Origin of the sequence: Rhodococcus sp. NPDC076796 (genome assembly GCF_040702765.1) — a bacterium.
Classification (GTDB): Bacteria; Actinomycetota; Actinomycetes; order Mycobacteriales; family Mycobacteriaceae; genus Rhodococcoides.
This window is the reverse complement of the sequence record NZ_JBFBMS010000003.1, coordinates 1-23,794: the sequence shown is the minus strand read 5'-3', so window position 1 is coordinate 23,794 and position 23,794 is coordinate 1. Positions and strand designations below refer to the sequence as shown.

The window sequence follows — 23,794 nt, the reverse complement described above, 5'->3', positions numbered from 1 at the left end:
GCGTGAGCAGACGAGCAGAACCCGCCGCCGGAACGCTGTTGCTGTTGGGCGGGCGCAGCGAGATCGGACTCGAGGTCGCTACCCGACTCGCCTCGGGGCGAACCGTCGTACTGGCAGCTCGGCGTAGCACCGACCTCGATGCTCAGCAACAACGAGTGCAGCGTGCAGGCGCGGACGCCGTGCACACCGTCGAGTTCGACGCGAACGCGATGGACACTCACGCCGAGCTCATGAGCCGGGTTGCCGAGCGATACGGCGCGATCGGGATCGTGGTGCTGGCGTTCGGGATCCTCGGGGATCAAGCGCGGGCCGAGGACGATGCGCAGCACGCTCTCGACGTCATCACCACCGACTTTCTGGCTCAGGTTTCGGTGCTGACGCACGCTTCGAAGCTGCTCCGAGCCCAGGGGAGCGGCGACCTGGTCGTGTTCTCGTCGGTCGCGGGTGTGCGAGTGCGACGCGCCAACTACGTGTATGGATCGGCAAAGGCCGGTCTCGACGGGTTCGCCAGCGGACTGAGCGACTCACTGCACGGCAGCGGAGTGCATCTGCTGCTCGTTCGTCCCGGATTCGTCATCGGTTCCATGACCGAGGGGATGACACCCGCGCCCATGTCGAGTACGCCGGATCAGGTCGCCGACGGCGTTGTCACGGCGCTGGGCAAGCGTCGGGCCAGCGTGTGGATCCCCGGCACTCTGCGACCGGTATTCTTCGCCATGCGTCTACTGCCACAATGGCTCTGGCGCAGGATGCCGCGCTGATGGTGGTGCCCGTGCCCACTCCGATCGTGGTCGTGGGAATCGGTGCGGACGGCTGGGACGGACTGTCTCTTGCTTCCCGCACGGCCGTCGAGCAAGCAGATGTGGTGTTCGGTTCGGCCCGCCAGGTCGCGGGGGTGCGGGAGCACTGCACCGAGACCAGGACATGGCCCAGTCCGTTGGTGCCGAATCTGCGGCCGATGATCGACGCCTGCGCAGGTTCTCGCGTGTGCGTGCTGGCCAGCGGGGATCCGATGTTCCACGGCATCGGGGTGACGCTGGCGCGAGAGTTCGGTGCCGAGCGACTACGCGTTCACCCGGCACCGTCCTCCGTGTCGTTGGCATGCGCGCGACTGGGCTGGGCACTGCAGGACACCCCGACGGTGTCTCTGGTGAACACCCCGGCCGAGACGGTGTTGCCCGAGTTGGCCGACGGGCGTCGGATACTGGTGTTGAGTCGGGGCAGCAGCACACCGAGAGAGATCGCGGCAGTGTTGTGCGCCAACGGCTTCGGATCGAGCGACATGACGGTCCTCGAACAGCTCGGCGGACCGGCCGAGCGGGTCGCCGGCGGAATCGCCCGCGAGTCGACGTTCGAGGGCATCGACCCACTCAATGTCGTTGCGGTGCTGTGTGTCCGAGATCCCGACGCGTCCCGCCACACCCGCATTCCCGGCCTGGCCGATTCCGCGTATACCGGAGACGGTCAGATGACCAAGCGGGAGGTTCGAGCACTCACGCTCAGCGCGTTGGCACCGGCGCCCGGCGAGTTGCTGTGGGACATCGGGGGCGGGTCGGGAACCATTGCGATCGAATGGATGCGGACCGACCGATCTTGTCGCGCAGTGACGTTCGAGAGCGTGCCGGCGCGCCGTGAGCAGATCGAGACCAATGCACTGCACCTCGGAGTTCCGCAACTCGTGGTGCACGGCGGTGCCCCGGAGAGCTTCGCTGCGGTCTCGGACGCCGCACCGGATGCGGTGTTCATCGGTGGTGGGTTGACCGGTGCCGACATGCTCGAGGCGTGCTGGGGCGCGGTGCGCACCGGCGGACGGGTGGTAGCGAATTCGGTGACCGCCGAATCGGATTCGCTGTTGCTGACCGCCGCGGCGAAGTACGGCGGAGAGCTCCGCAGGTTCCAGATCTATCGCGGTGAACCGCTGGGCGCGTTCACGACGTGGAGACCACAGCTGCCGGTCACCCAATGGAGCGCTGTCAAACTGTGAAGGTCCTGATTCTCGGTGGTACGACGGAGTCGCGGGCACTCGCGGCAGCCCTGGACACGGTGCAGGGGATCGAGACGATCACCTCGCTGGCGGGTCGGGTCGCCGAGCCGATACTTCCCGTCGGACATACGCGGATCGGGGGCTTCGGCGGGCCGGACGCCCTTGCAATGTGGCTGCGAGACAACGCAATCGACGTGGTGGTCGACGCAACACACCCGTTCGCCTCCACCATCGGGGCACACGCCGAGCAGGCCACTCGGGCAACGTCGGTCGCGCTCCTGGTGCTGACGCGGCCATCATGGACCGCGGGCATGGGTGATCGGTGGACCTCGGTTGCGTCGTTGCCCGACGCGGCGTCGGCGATCACCCCCGGCAGCAGGGTGTTCCTCACGACAGGCAGGCAGGGCGTTCACCATTTCGCGCGCGTCGAGCACTCGTGGTTTCTGGTCAGGGCGATCGACCCGCCGACCGGCCCGGTGCCGCCGCACATGACGCTGCACCTGAGCCGTGGGCCCTTCGACGTCGATCACGAGTCGATGATGCTCGCGGACAACCGAATCGATCTGTTGATCACCAAGAACAGCGGCGGTGACATGACGCGAGCCAAGCTCGATGCCGCCCGAGCTGCATCGATTCCGGTGATCGTGGTCGACCGTCCTGCGCGAACCGGCTCGGCACCGACGGTGTTCGACATCGCAGCCGCCGTGAACTGGCTGACGAAACGACTACGCTCCACCCTCTGACGGGTACCGGCGGGAGGTGAACACCTTCGGCCCGCTTCCCGTGTCGACCACCGTCGTCATCGATGATCCGATGATGAGAAGGCATCGCATGTCGATCGACTCCGGGTCGAGTTCGCCGAGCGTCACGGTGCGAACGGATTCCTGCGCGCTGCCCACTGCGCGTCCGATGACCACGGGGGTCTGCGGCGAACGATGCTCGAGCAGAATCTCTTTCATGGCCGCAACCTGCCAGGTGCGCGATTTCGACGCCGGGTTGTAGATCGCGATCGCCATGTCGGCTCCGGCGACCGCCGCGAGCCGCGCTGCGACGACGTCCCAGGGCTTGAGGCGGTCGGAGAGCGAGACGACGGCGTAGTCGTGGCCGAGTGGTGCGCCCACTCGACTGGCAACGGCGTTGGCGGCCGTCATTCCCGGCACCACCCGTACCGGTACCGAGTTCCACTGCTGCTCGGCTGCCACTTCGATCACGGCGGTCGCCATCGCGAACACCCCCGGATCGCCCGAGGAGACCACGGCTACTCGGCGGCCCTGCTTGGCGAGATCGAGCGCAAAGGCGGCACGTTCGGATTCGACCTTGTTGTCGCTTGCGTGCCGAATCTGCCCGGGCCTGGGCGGTACCCGATCGATGTAGGTGACGTAGCCCACGAGATCGGTGGCGGCGGCCAGTTCGGTGCGCACCTCGTCGGTCGTCCATGCGTCGTCGCCGGGACCGAGGCCGACGACGACCACTTCTCCACTGTCGGTGGGCATTTCGGCTCTGTTGGACGGGCTCGGCACGACGATCATCGAGAAGTAGGGCACGTTGTCGGCGTCTGCGGCGTCGAGTACTCGCTGCTGGTGCGTGCTGGCGCGTTCGACGTAGCGCGCCTCGTCGAGTCGGCCGGAACGCTCCAGTGCTTCGAGCACGGTGGGGTAGGTCCGGCCCAGTTTCATGATGACAGCTGCGTCGGTGCCGCGCAGCCGGCGCGTGAGTTCGTCCGCGGGCAGCGTGCCGGGCAGCACGGTGAACACTTCGTCTCGCTCCACGAGCGGAGTTGCCAGCGCGGCCGAGGCGGCACTGACCGACGTCACGCCGGGCACGATCTCGACCTCGAAGCGGTCGGCCAACCGTTTGTGCATGTGCATGTACGAGCTGTAGAACAGCGGATCACCCTCGGCGAGAAGCACTACGGAGCGTCCCGCGTCCAGATGGGCCGCCAACCGTGCGGCAGCGGATTCGTAGAATTCGTCGATCGCACCCTGATAGCCACCGGGGTGCGCCGTGGTCTCGGTGGTCACCGGATAGACCAGATGTTCCTCGAGCTGCCCGTCCCGCATGTACCCGGCCGCCAGTCCACGAGAGATGCTGCGACCGTGCTGTGCACTGTGGAAGGCGACCACATCCGCCTCGGCGATCACGCGAGCGGCCTTGACGGTCAACAACTCCGGATCGCCGGGACCGACGCCGACTCCCCACAGTTTTCCGGTGCTGGTCATTCTTGCTCGCTCGCAATGGCATTGACCGCAGCGACGGTGATCGGACTACCACCACGTCTACCTCGAACGACGAGATACTCGACGCCGAGGTCGGCTGCGATCAGATCTTCTTTCGACTCCGCTGCGCCGATGAATCCGACCGGGCCGCCGACGATGGCTGCTGGCTTCGGAGCTCCGGCCGCGAGCATCTCCATCAGGTGAAACAGAGCGGTCGGCGCGTTTCCGATCGCAACGACGGCACCGCCGAGCTTGTCGCCCCACAACTCCAGCGCGGCAGCGGTTCTCGTGGTCCCCATACTCCGAGCCAAGTCCGGCACCCGAGGATCGGACAGCGTGCACAGCACCTCGTTGTCGGCCGGAAGACGGCGACGAGTGATGCCGGCGGCGACCATGTTGGCGTCGCACAGGATCGGCGCTCCCGAGTTCAGTGCCGCGCGAGCGGAGGTCACGACCGCTGGGGTGTAGCCGATGGTCTCGGTCAGATCGATCTCTCCGACCGCGTGAATCATGCGCACGACGACCTGGGCAACGTCCGGCGCGAACCGAGACAGATCTGCTTCGGCTCGGATGGTCGCGAACGATTGTCGGTAGATCTCCGCGCCGTCGCGGACGTAGTCGTGCATGCGTTTCACGATAGGGGAGAGGGACCCCTCAGCAGAAAGCCGGTCGCACCTGGGGTGAAGGCACCACTCAGGACACGCGGTAGCCGATTCCCGTCGCGATGACGTCGGTCACCTCGCCCTTGGGCCGTCCGCAACGCCGTTCGCACCCGGACCAGTGTTGCCGCTCGTCGCGCGGAGTCATTCGGGCATCGACTGCCGCGGAGAGGTCGGCTCGCACGTCGGCCATCGACTTCTCGCACCCCGGAGATCCGGTGCAGGCGCTCACTCGAATCCACGGTGATGCCGCGTCGAAGATCAGTCCCATCGGAGCCAGCACCCGGACGACCTGTTCGGCCGGTTCCTCGTCCAGATCACACACGATCAACGACCGCCACGGGGTCATGATCAGCGGGCGATCGATGGCCGCGAGGAACTCGGCGAGCCGCGCCCCGAGTACACCGTTGGCCAATCCGGCGGCCAACGCCACCAAACCGTCGTCCTGGTCGAGCCATCCGATCGGTGGCACCTCCACGGGTGCGGGCATCGGTAGGACGGGGCCGGCCGAGAGCCCGAGACGGTCGAGGATCCGCGCCGGTCCATCGTCCAATTCGGCCACCCGCCACTGGGACTGCCGCAGTTCCACGAAGGTGCCCGCGCAGTTCAGCAGCGTCGGCACGACGCTGTCGCGGTCCACGCGAACGCCGCTGTCCCGGCCCGCCAGCAGCACCGCGTAGGACCCGTCGGACTGGGCATAGGCACCGAAATCCGGTTCGAGGCCGCACAGGTCGCCTCGGCCGTCGTCGAGCGCGAAGAGCGTCCGACCCGGCAGTTCGGCCAGATCGGGCCGCGCACACAGGCCCTCGTCGAGCGCACCGACCAGCGCGCGCACATCGGTGAGGCCGCCCACCCGGCCCGACAGAGGCGAAGCGAGGATGTTGCGCACTCGCTCGTGAGTCGGGGACGGAAGCAACCCTGCGTCGGCCAACCTGGTCGCGAAGCCGTCCGGGTCCGACACCGCGCGCACCTGGATATTGCCCCGCGAGGTCAGTTCCAGCGTGTCGTCACCCAGCTCCGAAGCGGCCTGCGCCAGAACCTGCATCTGCCCCGGCAAGACGACGCCGCCCGGCAGCCGAACTCGTGCCAGCGGCCCGTCCGCGGCCAGATGGGTCGTCAGGGCTCCAGGGCAGCCGTCGGGCACCGACCTCTCTGGCGAACTCATGGTCACCAGGCTACAAGCGCAACGGGTGGCCCGATTCCACGCTCGCCCCGGTAGCATTCGATGTTCACGGCTCCGGCCGAGAGGAAACCGGCGAAAATCCGGTACGGTCGCGCCACTGTGATGGCCTTCGGTCCTACGGGACGGGGCAGGAGTCAGACCCTCTCGCCGACGAGTCGAAGAGAAGTTTTCACCGACCATTCGAACTACCGAAGTCAGGGGCGCGAAACCCCCGAGGAGGGCGTTACCCGTGTTCTTGTTGCTGTCCACGTCGGACACCGATCTGCTCAGCGCCCGTGCCAGTGGAGCCGACTTCACCTGGGGCAACCCTTCCCGGCTGCTCGCCGAGGACATTCCGGCAATGGCCGAGTCGGCCGAGTTGATCATCGTGCGCATCCTGGGATCGAGGCGCTCGTGGGAGTCGGGCATCGACGCGGTTCTCGCGACCGGACTGCCTGTCGTCGTGCTCGGCGGTGAGCAGGCACCCGACGCGGACCTGATGGAAATCTCGACAGTGCCCGCCAACGTTGCTGCGCAAGCGCACAACTACTTGGCCGAGGGCGGATCCGACAACCTCCGTCAGCTGTACAACTTTCTCTCCGACACCGTGTTGCTGACCGGCCACGGTTTCGACGCTCCACGGCACCTGCCCACATGGGGCCACCTCGAACGGCACGCCGCTCCGCAGTCCGCCGGTCCGACGGTGGCGATCCTGTACTACCGCGCCCAGCATCTGGCCGGAAACACCACGTACATCGATGCTCTCTCCACCGCAGTGGAGAACGCCGGAGCCACCGCGCTCCCGATCTACTGCGCGTCGCTGCGCACCGCGGAAGCCGACCTGCTCGACACTCTGAAGTCGGCGGACGCCCTGATCGTGACCGTGCTGGCCGCCGGAGGCACCAAACCGGCCGGAGCGTCGGCCGGTGGGGACGACGAAGCCTGGGACGTCGCCGAGCTGGCCGCGCTCGATGTGCCGATCCTGCAGGGTCTGTGCCTGACGAGTTCCCGCGCGACGTGGGCCGAGAACGACGACGGACTATCCCCCCTGGACGTGGCAACGCAGGTCGCGGTCCCGGAATTCGACGGCCGGCTCATCACCGTCCCGTTCTCGTTCAAGGAGATCGACGACGACGGCTTGACCACGTACGTCCCGGACCACGAGCGCGCCGCTCGGGTGGCAGGCATCGCCGTACGACACGCGCGGCTGCGCCACATTCCGGCTGCCGATCGCCGTATCGCCCTGATGTTCTCGGCCTATCCCACCAAGCATGCGCGGATCGGCAACGCCGTCGGCCTCGACACTCCGGCAAGCGCGATCGCGTTGATGTCGGACATGCGCACCGCGGGCTACGACCTCGGACCGCTGGACGGCCCGGATTCTGTGCCGGGTCTGGCTGCTCGCGACGGTGACGCGCTCATCCATGCGCTGATCGCCCGCGGCGGCCAGGACCCCAACTGGCTCACCGACGCCCAGCTCGAGGGCAATCCCATTCGTATCTCGGCCGCGCAGTACGGCCGGTGGTTCGAGCAGCTTCCCGCAGATCTGCGAGATGGCGTCGTCGAGCACTGGGGCCCGGCACCGGGCGATCTCTACGTCGATCGGTCTGCCGATCCGAACGGTGAAATCGTCATCGCTGCCATGCAATTCGGCAACGTGGTGATCATGGTGCAACCGCCGCGCGGATTCGGCGAGAAGCCGGTTGCGATCTATCACGACCCGGACCTGCCGCCGAGCCATCACTACCTGGCGGCCTACCGGTGGATCTCGGCCACGAAGGCCGACGGCGGCTTCGGTGCGGACGCCATGGTTCACCTGGGCAAGCACGGCAACCTGGAATGGCTGCCGGGCAAGACACTCGGTATGTCCGCTTCCTGCGGAACTGATGCGGCCCTGGGAGACCTGCCGCTGATCTATCCGTTCCTCGTCAACGATCCGGGGGAGGGCACGCAGGCCAAGCGCCGAGCGCATGCAACTCTCGTCGATCACCTGATTCCGCCGATGGCGCGCGCGGAGAGCTACGGCGACATCTCTCGGCTCGAACAATTGCTCGACGAGCACGCGAACATCTCGGCACTCGACCCGGCCAAGCTGCCTGCGATCCGCCAGCAGATCTGGACCCTGATGACGGCCGCGCAGATGCACAAGGACCTCGGGCTCGAGGAGCGACCCGACGAGGAAGTGTTCGACGACATGCTGCTCAATGTCGACGGGTGGCTGTGCGAGATCAAGGACGTGCAGATCCGCGACGGGCTGCACATCCTGGGCCAGGAACCCGTCGGAGACGCCGAGGTCGAACTGGTGCTCGCGATGCTCCGGGCCCGGCAGATGTGGGGCGGGGAGCAGACTGTCCCCGGTCTGCGAGAGGCACTGGGACTCAGCGAGGACGGCGACGAGGACCGTACCCGCGTCGACAGCATCGAGGCCGTGGCCCACGGATTGGTCGCGGCGATGCAGGCAGCGCAGTGGGATCCCGCAGCGGCCGCGCGGGTGGCGGGCGAACACGGCAGCGTGGTTGCACAGATTCTCGAATTCGCAGCAGCCGAGGTCGTTCCGCGTCTGCGCGGCACCTCGCGTGAGATCGCCCAGGTACTGCACGCACTCGACGGCGGTTTCATCGCGGCGGGGCCGAGCGGTTCACCGTTGCGCGGGCTGATCAACGTGCTGCCCACCGGCCGCAACTTCTACTCCGTCGATCCGAAGGCCGTGCCGTCGAAGTTGGCATGGGAGACCGGGCAGGCGATGGCGGAGTCGCTGCTCGCTCGCTACCGCCAGGATCACGGGGAGTGGCCGAAATCCGTCGGGCTGTCGGTGTGGGGCACATCGGCCATGCGGACCTCCGGGGATGACATCGCCGAGGTGTTCGCCCTGCTGGGAGTCTCGCCGGTGTGGGACGAGGCGTCGCGCAGGGTGACGCGGCTCCAGGTGATCGACCTCGACGAGCTCGGCCGTCCCCGCATCGACGTGACGGTCCGCATCAGTGGATTCTTCCGCGACGCGTTCCCCCACGTGCTCGCACTGCTCGACGATGCGGTCCGGATGGTCGCCGCATTGGACGAGCCGGCCGATCAGAACTACGTGCGAGCGCATGCGCAGGCCGATCTCGCCGAGCACGGTGACGAACGACGTTCCACCACGCGCATTTTCGGATCGAAGCCGGGCACGTACGGTGCCGGTCTGCTGCAGCTGATCGACAGCAAGACCTGGCGCAGCGACGACGATCTGGCGCAGGTTTACACCACCTGGGGCGGCTTCGCGTACGGGCGCGGTCTCGACGGCGTTCCGGCCTCGGACGACATGCGCACCGCTTACAAGCGCATTGCTGTCGCCGCCAAGAACACCGATACGCGTGAGCACGACATCGCCGACTCCGACGACTACTTCCAGTACCACGGCGGCATGGTCGCAACCGTGCGTGCGTTGACCGGGAAGTCGCCCGAGGCGTACATCGGTGACAGCACACGCCCGGAATCGGTTCGCACGCGCACGCTCTCGGAAGAGACCGCGAGGGTGTTCCGCGCCCGCGTGGTGAACCCGCGGTGGCTCGAAGCAATGCGCAGGCACGGCTACAAGGGCGCTTTCGAGATGGCAGCGACCGTGGACTACCTGTTCGGCTACGACGCGACGACCGACGTGGTGCAGGACTGGATGTACGAGAAGCTGGCCGAAACGTACGTGCTCGACGAGCAGAACAAGAAGTTCATGCAACAGTCCAATCCGTGGGCGCTGCACGGTATCGCCGAGCGGCTGCTCGAAGCGGCCGAGCGAAAGATGTGGGCCGAGCCGGACAAGCAGGTTCTCGACGGTTTGCGCCAGGTGTATCTCGAAACCGAGGGCGAGCTCGAAGGGGAGTAGCGACGTACTCTGAGCGGTATGGCTGCCACCTTCGAAGACATTGCCAAGGGCAAGTACGTACTGCTGACGACGTTCAAGAAGGACGGCACCGGGGTGCCGACCCCGCTGTGGGGTGCCCTCGACGGGGATCGGCTGCTGGTCTGGACGGTGGCCGATTCGTGGAAGGTCAAACGGATACGCCGCAACCCGGCAGTCACCCTGGCACCGTGCGACATGCGCGGTACCCCCCAGGGCGACGCGGTCGACGCGCGGGCCGAGATACTCGACGCGGCCGAGACGGAGAAGGCCCGCTCGGCGATAGCGTCGAAGTACGGCATCATCGGCTGGCTCACGGTCAAGGGAAGCGTGCTGCGCCGGGGCAAGAGCGGCTCCATCGGGCTGGCGATCACCGCGGCCTGAGTCGCGATCGGTGCCATCGATTGCATGCGCGGTTCCGAATGCTTCGTGAGGCAGCTTCCCCTGCTGTCGGAATGGAGCACCACGTGCCTATCGCAGTGACCGATTACAACCATGTTCGCCTCACCGTCAGCGACATCGACCGGTCCCGGTCGTTCTACGACTCGGTGTTCGGCTTCGACGTCGCGTACGCCTGGGATCCCGACGCGGACGAAGAGACCAAGAAGGCCCTGTGGTTCCTCTTCGGCGGCGTCATCTACAAATTCGGTGGCGGTCTGCTCGGTCTGCGCCCGGTCGCGCCGAGCGACGACACGTTCGCCGAGGACCGCTGCGGGCTCGATCACCTCAGTTTCACCGTCGACACCCGCGCCGCGCTCGAGGACGCCGTGAAGACACTCGACGAGTTGGGCATCGCGCACGAGGGCATCAAGGACGCAGGGCCCGGACTGTCCATCCTGGAGTTCCGCGACCCCGACAACATCGCTCTCGAGCTCTCCGGCCCCGACAAGTAGGCCGAGCCACGGCGCCCTACTGAGCGGCGCTCACCGAGGACATGTGGAAGTCGGGGATGCGTAGCGGCGGCATCGCCGTGCGAGTGAACCAGTCCTTCCACTCGCGCGGAAGTGTCGCCTCCGTTGCGCCCGCCTCGGTGACGCGTCGCAACAGGTCGAGTGGGCTCTCGTTGAAGCGAAAGTTGTTCACCGCTCCGGTGATTCGACCGTTCTCGATGGCGTAGACGCCGTCTCTGGTCAGCCCGGTGAGCAGCAGCGAGGTGGGATCGACCTCTCGGATGTACCAGAGCGTGGTCAGCAGCAGTCCGCGCTCGGTTGCGGCGACCATCTCGTCGAGCCGGATGTCGGTGCCGCCGGTCATGACGAGATTGTTGCCCGGGACCGCGACGGGTGCGTCGAATTTCTGCGCTGCTGCGCGCGGGTAGGACAGGGCCGCCACCGAACCGTCGCGAACCCAGTCGACACGCTCGATGTCCATGCCGTTGTCGAACACCGATACCGAATCACTCGACGACCCGGCGACCACGAACGGCGCATACTCGAGTCCGGATACGCGTGGATCGGAGTACAACGTCAGTGGCAGGTCGGTGAGTTTTTCGCCGACGCGCGTTCCCCCGGCCCGCGAGAGTGCGGTGCGGCCCTCCTGTGCTCCGCGGCCCTCCATGGTCCACATCAGGTAGATCATCAGATCGGCCACCGCCGACGGGGGCAGGAGAGTCTGGTAGCGACCGGCGGGCAGTTCGACGGTGTTCCGGGCCCAGCCGAGTCGGGTGGACAGCTCGGCCAACATGGTTCCGGCCGAGACGTCCTGGAAGTCGGTGGTTCCGGTGCCCACCCAGGCGCTCGCACCGGATCGCTTGCCGTTGATCTCGACCGATCCGGTGGGCTGCGTGAACGTACGACGCACACCGGTGGAGGTTCCGAGCCAGACGTTGTCGACGGTGTGCTGCGCGAATCCGTACAGTGTGTCGTCGCCATCGAAACCGACATTCAATTCTGTTGCCAGCGAACCGAACACGTCGATCGACGTGTGCGCCGCCGTGCGGTCCCAGTTCTCCGAGCCGGAGGCAGCACCGACCGAATCCGGAGGCAGCAGCGGCATCGCGTCCTCGGCAGGCTCTGCCGATCGCGCTGCCGCTTCGCTCGCCCGAACCACTGCCGCGATGTCCTCGGGGTCGACACTCGTCGACGACACGGTGCCCACTCGAACGGTGTCGGCCCCGCGCACGATCGAGATGACCTCCCACCGCCGCGAGGTGGCAATTCCGTTGGTGGTCATGGAGTTTCCGGCCCACCGCAGAGTCGCGTCGCTGGAGTCGGTGACGATCACGATGGTGTCGTCGACACTCGCGCAGGCGAGTGCACGTTCGATCACGAGCTGCGGCGCGATCATCGACCTGCCTCCGATCGGGTGTTGAGGACGTTGACGCCGCGGAACAGCGCGACGGGGCAGCCGTGGCTGACGGCGGCCACCTGCCCGGGTTGGGCCTTGCCGCAGTTGAATGCGCCGCCGAGTCGCCACGTGGACGGTCCGCCGAGCAGTTCCATCGAGCCCCAGAATTCGGTGGTCGTCGCCTGGTACGCCACATCACGCACCTGGCCGTCGAGCACACCGTTGCGGATTCGGTAGAAGCGTTGGCCGGTGAACTGGAAGTTGTAGCGTTGCATGTCGATCGACCAGGATTTGTCGCCGACGACGTAGATGCCGTCCTCCACCTCACCGATGACGTCGGCGGTGGATCGATCGGTGTCGGGGTCGGCCTGCAGCGACACGTTCGCCATGCGCTGGATCGGAACGTGATGCGGGGAATCGGCGTACGAGCACCCGTTGGACCGTTCGAGACCGAGTTTCGGGGCGAACACTCGATCGAGTTGGTATCCGACGAGTGTCCCGTCGCGGACCAGGTCCCATCTCTGCGAGGCCACTCCGTCGTCGTCCCAGCCGATGCTGGCCAGGCCGTTGACCTCGGTTCGGTCGGCGGTGACGTGCATGATGGGCGATCCGTAGCGCAATGTACCCAGCTGGTCCGGGGTCGCGAACGAGGTGCCGGCGTAGGCGGCCTCGTAGCCGATGGCCCGATCGTATTCCGTTGCGTGCCCGATCGATTCGTGAATGGTGAGCCACAGGTTGGTCGGATCGATGACGAGATCGGTCGGGCCTGCCACGACGGACGGCGCCTTCACCTTCTCGGCCAACCATTCGGGGATACGGGCCAGCTCGTCGGCCCAGTCCCACGTGCTGTGCTCACCCAGGTACTCCCAGCCTCGTCCGACGGGGGGCGCGAGGGTGCGCATGGTCTCGAACGCACCGGCGGATCGATCCACCGTGGTGGCCTCGAACTGTGGATGGAGTCGCACCCGCTGCTGAGTGATGCTGCTACCGGCCAGATCCGCGTAGAACGACTGTTCCTTGACCTGCAGAACCGAAGCGGTGACGTGGTCGACGCCGTCCGACGCGGCCAGCCGGGACGAGTACTCCGCCAGCAGTGCCACCTTCTCGGCGGTGGGTACCTCGAACGGGTCGATGTCGTACTCCGACACCCACATTGCATTCGAGTACACCGGCTCGGAAGCGAGTTCCACGCGTTCGCGATTGAGTGCGCGCAGCGCTGTGGCCACCTCGACTGCACTCCGGGCCGTGGCTGCGGCTGCGTCGGTGCCGAGTTCGGCGTGCGATGCGAAACCCCAGGTCCCGTCGACCACGACCCGCACGGCGAGACCGATCTCCCCGGCGTCGATTGCGGATTGAACGGAGCCGTCGCGCAGCGAGATCGACTGAGTCGTCAAGCGCTGCACGCGAACATCGGCGTGCGTTGCGCCGGCCGAGCGGGCCGTGCTCAGGGCGGCGTCCGCGAGGGCATGCAGGGGCAGAGCCAGGAAGTCGGCGTCGACCGACCGATCCGATTGTCTCGTCACGCCTGAAGACGCTAGCCGAATTGCTGCCATCCGAGGCGAACTACCATCCCCACCACCACGACGAGTAGGACGATTCTCACGAATCCGGCACCGCGGGCGACCGCTGTCCGCGACCCGAGGACGGCACCGAGCACGTTGCACACCGCCATGACCGCTCCGAGTTGCCAGTAGACGCTGCCGGTGACGGCGAAGAAGGCGAGGGCACCGATGTTGGACCCGACGTTGATGACCTTGGCCATCGCGGCGCTGCGCACGAACTCGGTTCCGAGCATCGTGGCGAAGACGATGATCAGGAACGTTCCGGTGCCGGGCCCTAGGATGCCGTCGTAGAAGCCGATTCCGGCGGCTGCGCACCCGATGACGATCAGAACTTTGCGATGGGTGGGCGGCGACGGTGCCGCGGTCAGACCGATGGTCGGACGGCAGGTGACCAGTACGGCCACACCGACGAGAACGACCATGATGATCGGGATGAACAGCTCGCGATCGATCAACGACACCGCAGCAGCGCCTGCCGCCGAAGCCACGGCGGCGAGGATGCCGGCCGGAATCAGCACCGCCCAGTTCAGCGAGACCTTCCGCGCGAAGGTGACGACGGCGGCGACGGTACCGAATACGGCGGTCGCCTTGTTCGTCGCCAGCGCTGCCTGTTGGGTCAGCTGAGGTGCCACGAGGAGAATCGCGGGCAACAGGATGAGCCCACCTCCGCCCACCACGGCGTCGACCCAGCCGGCGGCCGTGGCAGCGACCATCAGCAATCCCCAGTCGGCAGCAGTCATACGGCAAACTCAATCACATGCGTCGATTCAGTCTGTGGCTCCGCGGGCAGCCGTTCGTGGCCGATGCCCTACTGGCGGCCGGGCTGTTCGTCGTCGACATTCTGGTGTTCGTCAGCTCGGTCGACGGTCTCAACGGACCGTTGTTCCTGGTGTTCTCGGTCGTACTGACGATTCCCGTCGCGTGGCGGCGCCGTCTGCCTCGCTCGATCGCAGCACTCACTCTCGTCACCACGCTCAGCTCCGACATAGCGGGCAGCCTGGTGGGCGACGCGTACAACGGTCACCCGGCCGCTCTGGCCCTGCCGATCATGCTCTACACCCTGGTTGCGTACGTCGGTCGAGTCCAGGGCGGCATCTATGCCGCCGCACTCGCCGCCTACACCGCCGCGAATCTGTACCTGTTCGCCCAACCGGTCTTCACGACACTGTTGTTCAGCGCGCTGATGTACGCGCTGTCGTGGGTCGCGGCGGAATTTCTCGGTGCCCGCAGGGCATACGACGAAGCGACGCAGGCCCGTCTCGTCGTGGCCGAGTACGACAGGGACCGGCGCGCCGAAGAGGCCGTGATCACCGAGCGCACGCGCATCGCACGCGAACTGCACGACGTCATCGCCCACAGCGTCAGTGTCATGGTGGTCCAGGCCGACGGTGCCTCGTATGCCATCAGGCGCAACCCCGATCGCGCGGAGCAGGCCGTGGCCAACATCTCCGCCACGGGCCGGTCGGCGCTCGCGGAGTTGCGTCGCACGGTCGCGTTGCTGCGGACGTCCCCCGACTCGGACGACATGCCCCAGTACGGGACAGCAGGCCTGGCCCGTGTCGTCGAGATGATGGGTCGCGCCGGGTTGAACGTCGAGCTCGAGCAGACCGGAAACCTGGACGACATCAGCCCGGCGATCAGCCTCGGAGTGCACCGGTTGGTCCAGGAATCGCTGACCAATGTCCTACGGCACGCCGGCCATGCGCCGCGCGCCGTCGTCAAGGTCGTTCGCGGAGAAGAGGCCGTCACCGTCGAGATTTCCGACAACGGCACCGGCTCCGGCGCACCGACGTCCGCGGTCGGCGGTGGACACGGACTGCTCGGAATGCGCGAGCGAGTAGCGGTGCTCGGCGGCACCCTGCACGCGGGTCGGACGCCACACGGCAATTGGCTCGTGCGGGCGACGCTGCCGATCGAGTGAGGGCTAGGTTGGGTCGGTGCCGATCACCGTTGTCGTCGTGGACGACCAGGAACTCATGCGCATGGGGTTGAACATGGTGCTCGAGGCGCAGGACGACATCGAGGTGGTGGGGGAGGCCGCCGACGGGGCGGGTGCCGTCGAGGCCGTGGCCAGACTGGCACCTGCAGTGGTGCTGATGGACGTCCGCATGCCCGGCATCGACGGCGTGGCGGCCACCCGCACCATCACCGAATCGGGTTCGGACGCCAAGGTTCTGGTGATGACGACCTTCGATCTCGACGAACACGTGCTCGGTGCGCTCAGGGCGGGGGCCAGTGGATTCCTGCTCAAGGACACTCCACCGGAAGACCTGGTCTCCGCGATTCGCAGCGTGGCCGCGGGCGATGCCGTCGTCTCACCCAAGGTCACCAAGCGTTTGCTCTCGAGGTTCGTCGCACAGACCCCGTCGACCACCGACGCCTCCGTTCTCGACGCTCTCACCGGCCGTGAGCGCGAGGTGCTGGTGCACTTGGCGACCGGCTTGTCCAATGCCGAGATAGCGGCCGGCCTGCATCTGTCCGAGGCAACGATCAAGACTCACATCGGCCGAATCCTGACGAAGTTGGGCGTCCGCGATCGAGTCCAGGCCGTCGTTCTGGCGTACGAAACCGGCCTCGTACGGCCGGGTTCTTAGAGAACTTCCCGGCAAACCGGTCACTTCGGGAGCGATTTCGATGCCCCGCGCGTTGTACCGGTGAAGCGAAGAAAGGACCGTCATGCTCGCTCTGTTCGTACTCTATGTCGTGGTCGAGGTCGCAGCGCTGGTCGCCGTGGGAAGCGCGCTCGGCGTGCTCTGGACCGTCGTACTGCTGATCGGCGGATCGCTGATCGGGTCACTGCTGGTGCGATCGCAGGGCAGACGCGTGTTGGACGGTCTGCAGAGAGCATCGCGAGGCGAGCGGTCGGCCGGTGGGGCCGTGGCCGATGGAGCTCTCTTCGCCGCAGGGTCGGTTGCAATGTTCGTGCCGGGTCTGGTGACCACGGTGATCGGATTGCTGTTGTTGATCCCGCCGACAAGGTGGCTGCTACGCCCAGCGGTGATGTGGGCCGCCGCACGCTGGTTGCCGCAGGTTGCGACTGCGACGCGGCGCATGCGCCCCACCGTCATCGACGGAGAGATACTCGACGATCACGTCGACGACAGCACGCGAACACCGAATGCATCAGGTCCTGCGGCGATCCTCGAGGGACAGGTGATCGAGCCCGACCGATCCGATCCCGCCGCTGGGGATTTCCGGAAGCCACACCGGTAGGGGCAGACTGGTCGTTCGTGACCACCGAATTGTTCTGCGGCGGACGGATCTACAGTCCGATGGCTTCCGACGCCACCGCCATGGCCGTGACCGATGGGATCGTCAGTTGGATCGGTGAGGATCGCACCGGCCGAGCCCTCCACCCAGGGGTCAACGTCACCGACCTGGCCGGGGCCTTCGTGGCACCGGCGTTCGTGGACACTCACGTGCACGTCACCGATCTGGGCCTGTCGTTGATCGGACTCGATCTGTCCGGCTGCACCTCGCTCGAACACTGCATGCGGGTGCTCGCCGAGCATGCATCGTCGTCCTCGGACGCCCTGGTCTGGGGACACGGCTGGGACGAAACCGAGTGGCCCGAACGTCGTGCACCGTCGAGCGCCGACCTCGATGCGGCAGCGCCCGGGCGGCCGGTGTATCTCACTCGCATCGATTCGCATTCGGCCGCCGTCTCGACGCCGTTGCGCGTTGCCGCGACCGGCATCGAATCCACCGCCGGCTTCTCGGGGCAGTCCCCGCTCACCGCTGCCGCGCATCACCTCGCGCGGCTGACGGCACGGTCGATGATCACGGCCGATACCCGGGAGCGGGCTCGAACGGCTGCGCTCGACAGTGCTGCGGCGCAGGGAATCGTGGCCGTTCACGAATGTGCCGGTCCCATCGTGTCGGGTATCGACGACTTCCGCGCACTGATGTCCACCGAACACGGGGTGGAGGTTCGCGGATACTGGGGCGAGCTGGTCGAGACGGCCGAGCAGGCGCGGCAGCTACTCGAAAGCACCGGTGCCCACGGGTTGGCCGGTGACATCTTCGTCGACGGCTCGCTGGGGTCGCGGACCGCGTGGTTGTCCTCTCCGTATGCCGACAGCTCCGGATCGGGCGTGCCGTACGAGGACGTCGATGCGATCGCCGCTCACATCTCGGCGTGCACGACGGCCGGAGTACAGGCCGGTTTCCACGTCATCGGTGACGCGGCGATCTCGGCTGCCGTCACCGCATTCGAGCGGGTGGTGGCCGAGCTCGGAACTCCGGCCGTCGCCGCGCGCGGGCATCGGCTCGAACATCTGGCAATGGTTGCACCCGAGCAGGCCGACAAATTGGCTTCGTGGGGCGTGATCGCCAGCATGCAACCGATGTTCGACGCACTGTGGGGCGGTACGGACGGGTTGTACTCGGCACGGCTCGGCGCAGATCGGGCATCGGCGCTCCATCCGTTCGCGCGCTTGGCATCGGCGGGGGTCTCGCTCGCATTCGGTTCGGATGCGCCGGTGACCCGACTCGATCCGTGGGCGACCGTCAGAGCCGCGGTCAACCACCACACGCCGGGCAGTGCCATTTCGCCTCGGGCCGCTTTCTCGGCCGGTACCCGCGGGGCGTGGCGCGCAGGCGGAGTCCGAGACGGATTGGCAGGGACATTGGTGCCGGGAGCTCCCGCGTCCTTCGCGGTGTGGGAGGTCGACGAACTCGTCGTCCGAGCACCCAAGGACAGCGTTCAACGCTGGTCGACGGACCCACGCGCGGGGGTATCTCCGTTGCCCGGTCTCGACCCGTCGTCCACCAGCCCACAGTGCTCGATGACCGTGCATCGCGGACAGGTCATCCATGAGAACTGAGTCCGCTTCGGGTGCCGGGACGGTGGCCTCGTCAGCGCAGCGGCTACGCCTGGGCGCGATGTCCACGGCGCTCTCCGTTGCCGGTGGTGCACTGATATTCGCGAGCTTTCCGCCGCGAACACTGTGGTTCCTGGCACCGGTGGGTATCGCGCTGCTGGCCCTTGTCCTGACCGGCTTCGGCGGCCGCAGGTCGGTATCGCTGAAAGCGGGATTCGGCTACGGCTGTGCCGCCGGACTCGGATTCTTCGTTCCGCTCCTCCCATGGATCGGTGTGTACGTAGGACCGATGCCCTGGCTGGCGCTCGCCGTCGCCGAGTCCGTCTTCGTCGGCCTGTTCGGAGTGCTCGGGGTGTTGGCGGCACGGAGTGCCTGGTGGCCGTTGTCGATGGCATTGGCCTGGAGCCTGACCGAATGGCTCAGATCCAGTGTTCCCTTCGGTGGCTTTCCGTGGGGCAGGTTGGCATTCGGACAACCCGAGGGCTGGCTGCTTCCCTTGGCGAGCATCGGGGGCGCACCGTTGCTCAGTTTCGGCGTGGCACTGACCGGAACCGGAACGGCGGCGCTGCTGGTCGCGGTCGGCCGGCGAGACGGAGCGCGTTCGTTCCTGGGACCGGTCGCTGCCACGACGGCCGCGTCCATCGTGGCGCTGGCGTTGCTACCGACACTGCACAGCAACGACGCGCCGGAGGACGACGAACGGACGGTGACGATCGCGGCCGTCCAGGGAAGCGTTCCGCGTCTGGGTCTGGATTTCAACGCACAGCGGCGAGCGGTACTGGACAATCACGTTCGGGAAACGATGACGTTGGCCGCTGACGTCGAGGCCGGCAGGCAGCCTGCCCCGGATCTCGTCGTGTGGCCCGAGAATGCGTCCGATATCGATCCGTTGAGAAATACCGACGCTGCGACGCTCATCACACAGGCGTCGGTGGCTGTGGGGGCTCCGATTCTCGTCGGCACCGTACTGGTCAATGCCGATGGCACGAACACGAATTCGGTGATTGCGTGGAACGGTAACGATGGGCCCGGTGAGCGGCACGACAAGAAGATAATTCAACCGTTCGGCGAATACTTGCCATTCCGAAGTTTCTTCCGATTGTTTTCGGAATATGCCGACCGAGCGGGCTATTTCGTCCCCGGCAACGGAAATGGAGTGGTACACGCTGGGGGAATAGCGGCCGGAATAGCGACGTGCTACGAAGTCGCATTCGATCGCGCCCTCGAGGAATCGGTCCGATCGGGCGCAGAGTTCATCGCCATACCCACCAACAACGCGACCTTCGGCGACACCGAAATGACGTACCAACAACTCGCCATGTCCAGAGTACGAGCCGTCGAGCACGGGAGAACTGTGGTGGTGGCGGCGACGAGTGGCGTGAGCGCGATCGTGTCGCCGGACGGGCACGTCCTGCAGCAGACGCCGCTCTTCACCCCCGACGTGCTGGTGTCCAGTGTTGTACTGCGACAATCCCTCACCGTCGCGACACGGATCGGCTTCGGATCGGAACTCGTGCTGTGTCTGGCAGCCGTCGGAGCCCTCGGCGCGACGCTGCTGGCCGGACGCCGCCGCTCCGCCTCCTGAAACAATCGCCGAGTTGGTAAATAGCCGGTTTATCGCATCGTCGAGTCGGATACGAGCGAGGCAATGCCGGTCGATGCGGCGTGCGGAGTCATTCGTTCGACCGAATAGCATCTGTTCGGGTAGCACTCGAGGTCACTTCTGTAACAGGCTGGAGACGGCGATCGATGGTTCTTATGATTACTGCACAAAAGAATCTCGCCGATGTTGTATCTTTGTAAGCCGCTGGGGTGCTCGACGCGGAATTTCCGGGTCGGCTTTCAGCGGATGACCGACGGTCTCGCGTTGGTGTGTGAGAACAGTATCGACACCGACATTGTCGAGCGTGTCGTACGCCTGGCGGGGAGGGGAGTTCATGTCGTACCGAACGATGGATTCGAGGATCACCACACACTCATTCATTGAACTCATGGTTTGTTCCATTCGGTAGAACCGGGTTCTCTCCCTGTTTCAATCCGGTCGGCTGTGCGCGACGAATTGATCCAGAGCCATATCACCACCGAACGTGTGTGAATCGACACGAACGCAGACCAGAACGGAAGCCAGAATTGCTCAATCGCGCGCACAGGCCGCCGCGGCTCGACAGTCCGAACCGAACCGAGGGCTCCGAGTCGTTCGACTCGACGTCGGCCTTCGCCGCCGTGACCGTGCCGCCGAAGGGCAAGTGAATGCGCGCAGCAATTACGGGTGGGTCTCAGACGCCCCCGACCGGCCCCGGTTTCGAGAACGGCTTCCCGCTGTCATCCGCTCAGCGTGGCATGTGGTTCGCCCAGCAGCTGGCCCCTGACGTCCCGGTCTGTATCGCACAATACGTCGACCTTCGCGGCAACCTCGACATCGCCGTGCTCCAAGACGCGACGGCTCGCGCGGCACACGAATTCCAATCTGCCTACCTGAGACTTGCCGAGGTGGACGGCGAACCGGTCCAGATGGTCGATCACTCCATCGACCAGTCCGTGCACTACCTGGATCTGCGCGGCGAAGACGATCCCATGACCTCGGCGCTGCACTGGATCGACGAGAACTACGTGCAGCCTGTCGACATGGAACACGATCCCCTCGTCGAGAGCTGGATCATCCAGGTCGAGGACGATCGCAACCTCTGGTACAGCAAAATTCACCACGTCGCTCTCGACGGCTACGGTGCGATGACGCTCGTCAATCGAACCGCAGCCCTGTACACAGCGGCCGTCGAACACGTCGAGCCTGCCCCCAACAAGGCGGCCGAGCTTCGCCGACTCTACGAGCTCGATCAGGAATACCGGACGTCGTCCCGCTTCGAGTCCGACAAGGAATACTGGACGGCTCGCGCCGCGGACATCCACGACGGAGCTTCTCTGTCCAACACGGCCGGTCGCACGATCGCCGCCAGTAAACTGCGCAGCGTCGCTCTGCCCGAGGATGTCGTCGCCGACCTCGAGGCGTCCGACGCGACCAAGGGCGGAACCGCAGCCGCGGTGTTCATCGCCGCCTTCGGCTGCTACCTCTCGCGAATGACCGGGCGAGAGGACGTCTCGGTCAACATCCCGGTGTCCGCGCGCACCACCGCACTGCTTCGCCGATCCGGTGGAATGCTCGTCAACGTCGCACCCATTTCGATCCACGTGCCTCAGGACGCGACCGTCGGCGAGCTGGTACAGCAGGTGCAGCTCGAACTGATGGGTGCCCTGCGGCATCAGCGCTTCAGCATCGAGGACATTCGGCGCGAGCTGGCGGCCTCGGGCAGCGACAAACAGCTTTCCGGCCCGATGGTCAACATGATGCTGTTCCATCAGCAGATCAACCTGGGCTCGATCGTCGGCGAGTTCAACATCGTGACCTCGGGCCCGGTCGAGGATCTTCTGGTCAACGTGTATCAGAGCGGTTCTCCGGCCAGGACGTTCGTCGATTTCAGGGCCAACCCCAACCGGTACGACGACGACGACCTCACCGCGCACCATGCGAGCTTCGTGGAGATGGTGGAATCCTTCATCGCCGCCGGACCCGATGTCGCCGTTCTCGACGTACATCCGGACAGCGCACGCGAAGGCCAACGTCGGCGTCGCGCCGCAGCCCAGCTCGCCTACTGGACCGATCGGCTCGCCGATGCCCCGGATCTCCTCGATCTTCCGACCGACCGACCGCGCCCCTCGCACATCGGTCACGTTCGCGCATCCCACGAGGTGACCATCGGATCCGAATCGTGGTCCGGGGTGGCTGGATTGGCGGCCGAACGTTCCACGACTCCGTTCGTGGTCTTCGAATCCGCTCTCGCCGTGTTGCTTTCGCGACTGGCGAACACCGACGACGTGTCGATCGCGGTGCCCGCGGATGACGACAACACCGTGGTACTACGGACCCGACCCGACGTTCGCCACTCGTTCGCCGAGTTCGTCGATGCCTCCGGAATCGACTTCGATGCTGCGATGGCGCACGGTCATACGTCGTTCGACGACGTCGCCGCGGCCCTCGGTCTGCCGGGCTCGGAATCGCACAGCCCGCTTGCTCAGGTAGCGCTCCGGTTCGGTCCGTCCGCACTGCCGCGGGACGGGATCGGCATGGATCTGGTCGTCACCGTCGACGAGTCCGACACTCTCACAGTCGTCTTCGACTACGCCACAGAACTCTTCGATGCCGCGAGCATGGCTCAGCTCGCCCGTCGCCTCGTACGCATGCTCGACGCTCTGACCAGCGAGCCGGATCTGCTGATCGGCGATGTGGACCTGCTGTCCACCGCCGAGCGCGCTCGCCTGGCTCCGGTTCGTGGTCCGCGGTCTGTGGTGGGTGTGGTGTTGCCGGAGTTGTTGGCTGGTGCTGTGGGTGTTGCTGGTGTCGGTGGTGTTGCGGTGGTGTCGGGGTCGCGGTCTGTTTCGTATGGTGAGTTGGATGCGGCGTCGTCGCGGTTGGCGCGGATGTTGATGTCGTGTGGGGTGGGTCCGGGGTCGTTCGTGGCGTTGGCGTTGTCGCGGTCGGTGGAGTCTGTGGTGGCGGTGTGGGCGGTGGCGAAGGCCGGTGGTGCGTTCTTGCCGGTGGATCCGAATTATCCGGTGGATCGGATCGAGCACATGTTGGTCGATTCGGGTGCTGTGGTGGGTGTGACGTTGGGTGCCGATGTGGGTGTGTTGTCGGGTGTGGGTGGGGTCTCGTGGGTGGTGCTCGATGATGCCGATGTGGTGGCGGATCTGGCGTTTCGGTCGTCTGCTCCGGTGTTGGATGCCGAGCGTTCGGGTGTGTTGCGGCTCGATGATGCGGCGTATCTGATCTATACGTCGGGTTCGACGGGTGTGCCCAAGGGTGTGGTGGTCACTCATCGTGGTGTGGGGAACTTGGCTGCCGAGGAGCGGGTTCGGTTCGGTGTGGGGCCGTCGTCGCGGGTGTTGGCGTTTGCCTCGCCGAGTTTCGATGCCTCGATTCTCGAGTTCGTGTTGGCGTTCTCGGGTGGGGCGACGATGGTGATTGCGCCGCCGTTGGTGTTCGGTGGGGTGGAGTTGGCGTCGTTGTTGGCCGCGGAGCGGGTCTCGCATGCGTTCGTCACTCCTGCGGCGTTGGCGTCGGTGGATCCGGTGGGGTTGGATTCGGTCGAGGTGGTGGTGACCGGTGGTGATGTGTGTGCGCCGGAGTTGGTGGCGCGGTGGGCGCCGGGTCGGCGGATGTTCAATGCGTACGGTCC

The 23,794-nt window shown here is 66.1% G+C and carries 18 protein-coding genes; 12 read left to right on the top strand and 6 right to left on the bottom strand.

The window, feature by feature from the left end; genetic code table 11:
- The first annotated feature begins 2 nt into the window (after positions 1-2).
- From AB0366_RS10315 to AB0366_RS10305, 3 genes are read left to right on the top strand one after another with little or no spacing between them, the layout of a single operon-like run.
- On the top strand, positions 3-761 hold the full coding sequence (locus AB0366_RS10315; protein WP_366243892.1) for an SDR family NAD(P)-dependent oxidoreductase: 759 nt from the start codon (positions 3-5) through the stop codon (positions 759-761).
- Positions 734-1,984, top strand: coding sequence for a precorrin-6y C5,15-methyltransferase (decarboxylating) subunit CbiE (gene cbiE, locus AB0366_RS10310; protein ID WP_366243890.1), 1,251 nt, complete (start codon positions 734-736; stop codon positions 1,982-1,984). The genes AB0366_RS10315 and cbiE overlap by 28 nt, the downstream gene beginning before the upstream one ends.
- On the top strand, positions 1,981-2,727 hold the full coding sequence (locus AB0366_RS10305) for a cobalt-precorrin-6A reductase (protein ID WP_366243889.1): 747 nt from the start codon (positions 1,981-1,983) through the stop codon (positions 2,725-2,727). Before cbiE ends, AB0366_RS10305 begins: the two co-directional genes overlap by 4 nt.
- Here AB0366_RS10305 and AB0366_RS10300 read toward each other — a convergent pair.
- The 3 genes from AB0366_RS10300 to cobG all read right to left on the bottom strand — a co-directional run bounded on the left by AB0366_RS10300 (position 2,710) and on the right by cobG (position 6,024).
- Complete coding sequence (locus AB0366_RS10300) at positions 2,710-4,203, bottom strand: precorrin-2 C(20)-methyltransferase (RefSeq protein ID WP_366243887.1); 1,494 nt, start codon at positions 4,201-4,203, stop codon at positions 2,710-2,712. The genes AB0366_RS10305 and AB0366_RS10300 overlap by 18 nt on opposite strands.
- Positions 4,200-4,826, bottom strand: coding sequence for a precorrin-8X methylmutase (locus tag AB0366_RS10295; RefSeq protein ID WP_121869856.1), 627 nt, complete (start codon positions 4,824-4,826; stop codon positions 4,200-4,202). Before AB0366_RS10295 ends, AB0366_RS10300 begins: the two co-directional genes overlap by 4 nt.
- Positions 4,827-4,893: 67 nt before the next feature.
- A complete protein-coding gene (gene cobG / locus AB0366_RS10290; RefSeq protein ID WP_366243886.1) occupies positions 4,894-6,024 on the bottom strand; it encodes a precorrin-3B synthase in 1,131 nt (376 codons plus the stop codon).
- 247 nt (positions 6,025-6,271) lie between these two features.
- Here cobG and cobN point away from each other — a divergent pair, with 247 nt between their 5' ends.
- The 3 genes from cobN (at position 6,272) to AB0366_RS10275 (ending at position 10,785) form a co-directional block, all read left to right on the top strand.
- Complete coding sequence (gene cobN / locus AB0366_RS10285) at positions 6,272-9,877, top strand: cobaltochelatase subunit CobN (protein WP_366243885.1); 3,606 nt, start codon at positions 6,272-6,274, stop codon at positions 9,875-9,877.
- An 18-nt stretch (positions 9,878-9,895) separates the two neighbouring features.
- The gene (locus tag AB0366_RS10280; RefSeq protein ID WP_121869854.1) at positions 9,896-10,276 is read left to right on the top strand and encodes a PPOX class F420-dependent oxidoreductase; all 381 of its coding nucleotides are present in this window, start codon (positions 9,896-9,898) and stop codon (positions 10,274-10,276) included.
- Positions 10,277-10,359: 83 nt separating this feature from the next.
- Complete coding sequence (locus tag AB0366_RS10275; RefSeq protein WP_121872406.1) at positions 10,360-10,785, top strand: VOC family protein; 426 nt, start codon at positions 10,360-10,362, stop codon at positions 10,783-10,785.
- Between the two features lie 16 nt (positions 10,786-10,801).
- Here the strand turns inward: AB0366_RS10275 and AB0366_RS10270 are convergent, their stop codons facing one another.
- The 3 genes from AB0366_RS10270 to AB0366_RS10260 are packed head-to-tail and all read right to left on the bottom strand — an operon-like array spanning position 10,802 to position 14,480.
- On the bottom strand, positions 10,802-12,178 hold the full coding sequence (locus tag AB0366_RS10270; protein ID WP_121869853.1) for a metallopeptidase TldD-related protein: 1,377 nt from the start codon (positions 12,176-12,178) through the stop codon (positions 10,802-10,804).
- Positions 12,175-13,731 (bottom strand): TldD/PmbA family protein, encoded by a 1,557-nt coding sequence (locus AB0366_RS10265; protein ID WP_121869852.1) that lies wholly within the window; start codon positions 13,729-13,731, stop codon positions 12,175-12,177. Before AB0366_RS10265 ends, AB0366_RS10270 begins: the two co-directional genes overlap by 4 nt.
- Positions 13,713-14,480: a TSUP family transporter gene (locus AB0366_RS10260; RefSeq protein ID WP_121869851.1), complete on the bottom strand. Its 768-nt coding sequence runs from the start codon at positions 14,478-14,480 to the stop codon at positions 13,713-13,715. The genes AB0366_RS10265 and AB0366_RS10260 overlap by 19 nt, the downstream gene beginning before the upstream one ends.
- A 17-nt stretch (positions 14,481-14,497) precedes the next feature.
- Between AB0366_RS10260 and AB0366_RS10255 the strand changes: the two genes are divergently transcribed.
- The 6 genes from AB0366_RS10255 to AB0366_RS10230 form a co-directional block, all read left to right on the top strand.
- Positions 14,498-15,661 (top strand): sensor histidine kinase, encoded by a 1,164-nt coding sequence (locus AB0366_RS10255; RefSeq protein WP_121869850.1) that lies wholly within the window; start codon positions 14,498-14,500, stop codon positions 15,659-15,661.
- 16 nt (positions 15,662-15,677) lie between these two features.
- Positions 15,678-16,334 (top strand): response regulator transcription factor, encoded by a 657-nt coding sequence (locus AB0366_RS10250; RefSeq protein ID WP_121869849.1) that lies wholly within the window; start codon positions 15,678-15,680, stop codon positions 16,332-16,334.
- 82 nt (positions 16,335-16,416) lie between these two features.
- Positions 16,417-16,953 (top strand): FxsA family protein, encoded by a 537-nt coding sequence (locus AB0366_RS10245; protein WP_121869848.1) that lies wholly within the window; start codon positions 16,417-16,419, stop codon positions 16,951-16,953.
- A gap of 17 nt (positions 16,954-16,970) precedes the next feature.
- Complete coding sequence (locus AB0366_RS10240) at positions 16,971-18,566, top strand: amidohydrolase (RefSeq protein ID WP_259467924.1); 1,596 nt, start codon at positions 16,971-16,973, stop codon at positions 18,564-18,566.
- 58 nt (positions 18,567-18,624) lie between these two features.
- Positions 18,625-20,148, top strand: coding sequence for an apolipoprotein N-acyltransferase (gene lnt, locus AB0366_RS10235; protein WP_366244387.1), 1,524 nt, complete (start codon positions 18,625-18,627; stop codon positions 20,146-20,148).
- A gap of 665 nt (positions 20,149-20,813) precedes the next feature.
- On the top strand, positions 20,814-23,794 hold a 2,981-nt coding region (locus AB0366_RS10230), incomplete at its 3' end, for a condensation domain-containing protein (protein WP_366243883.1).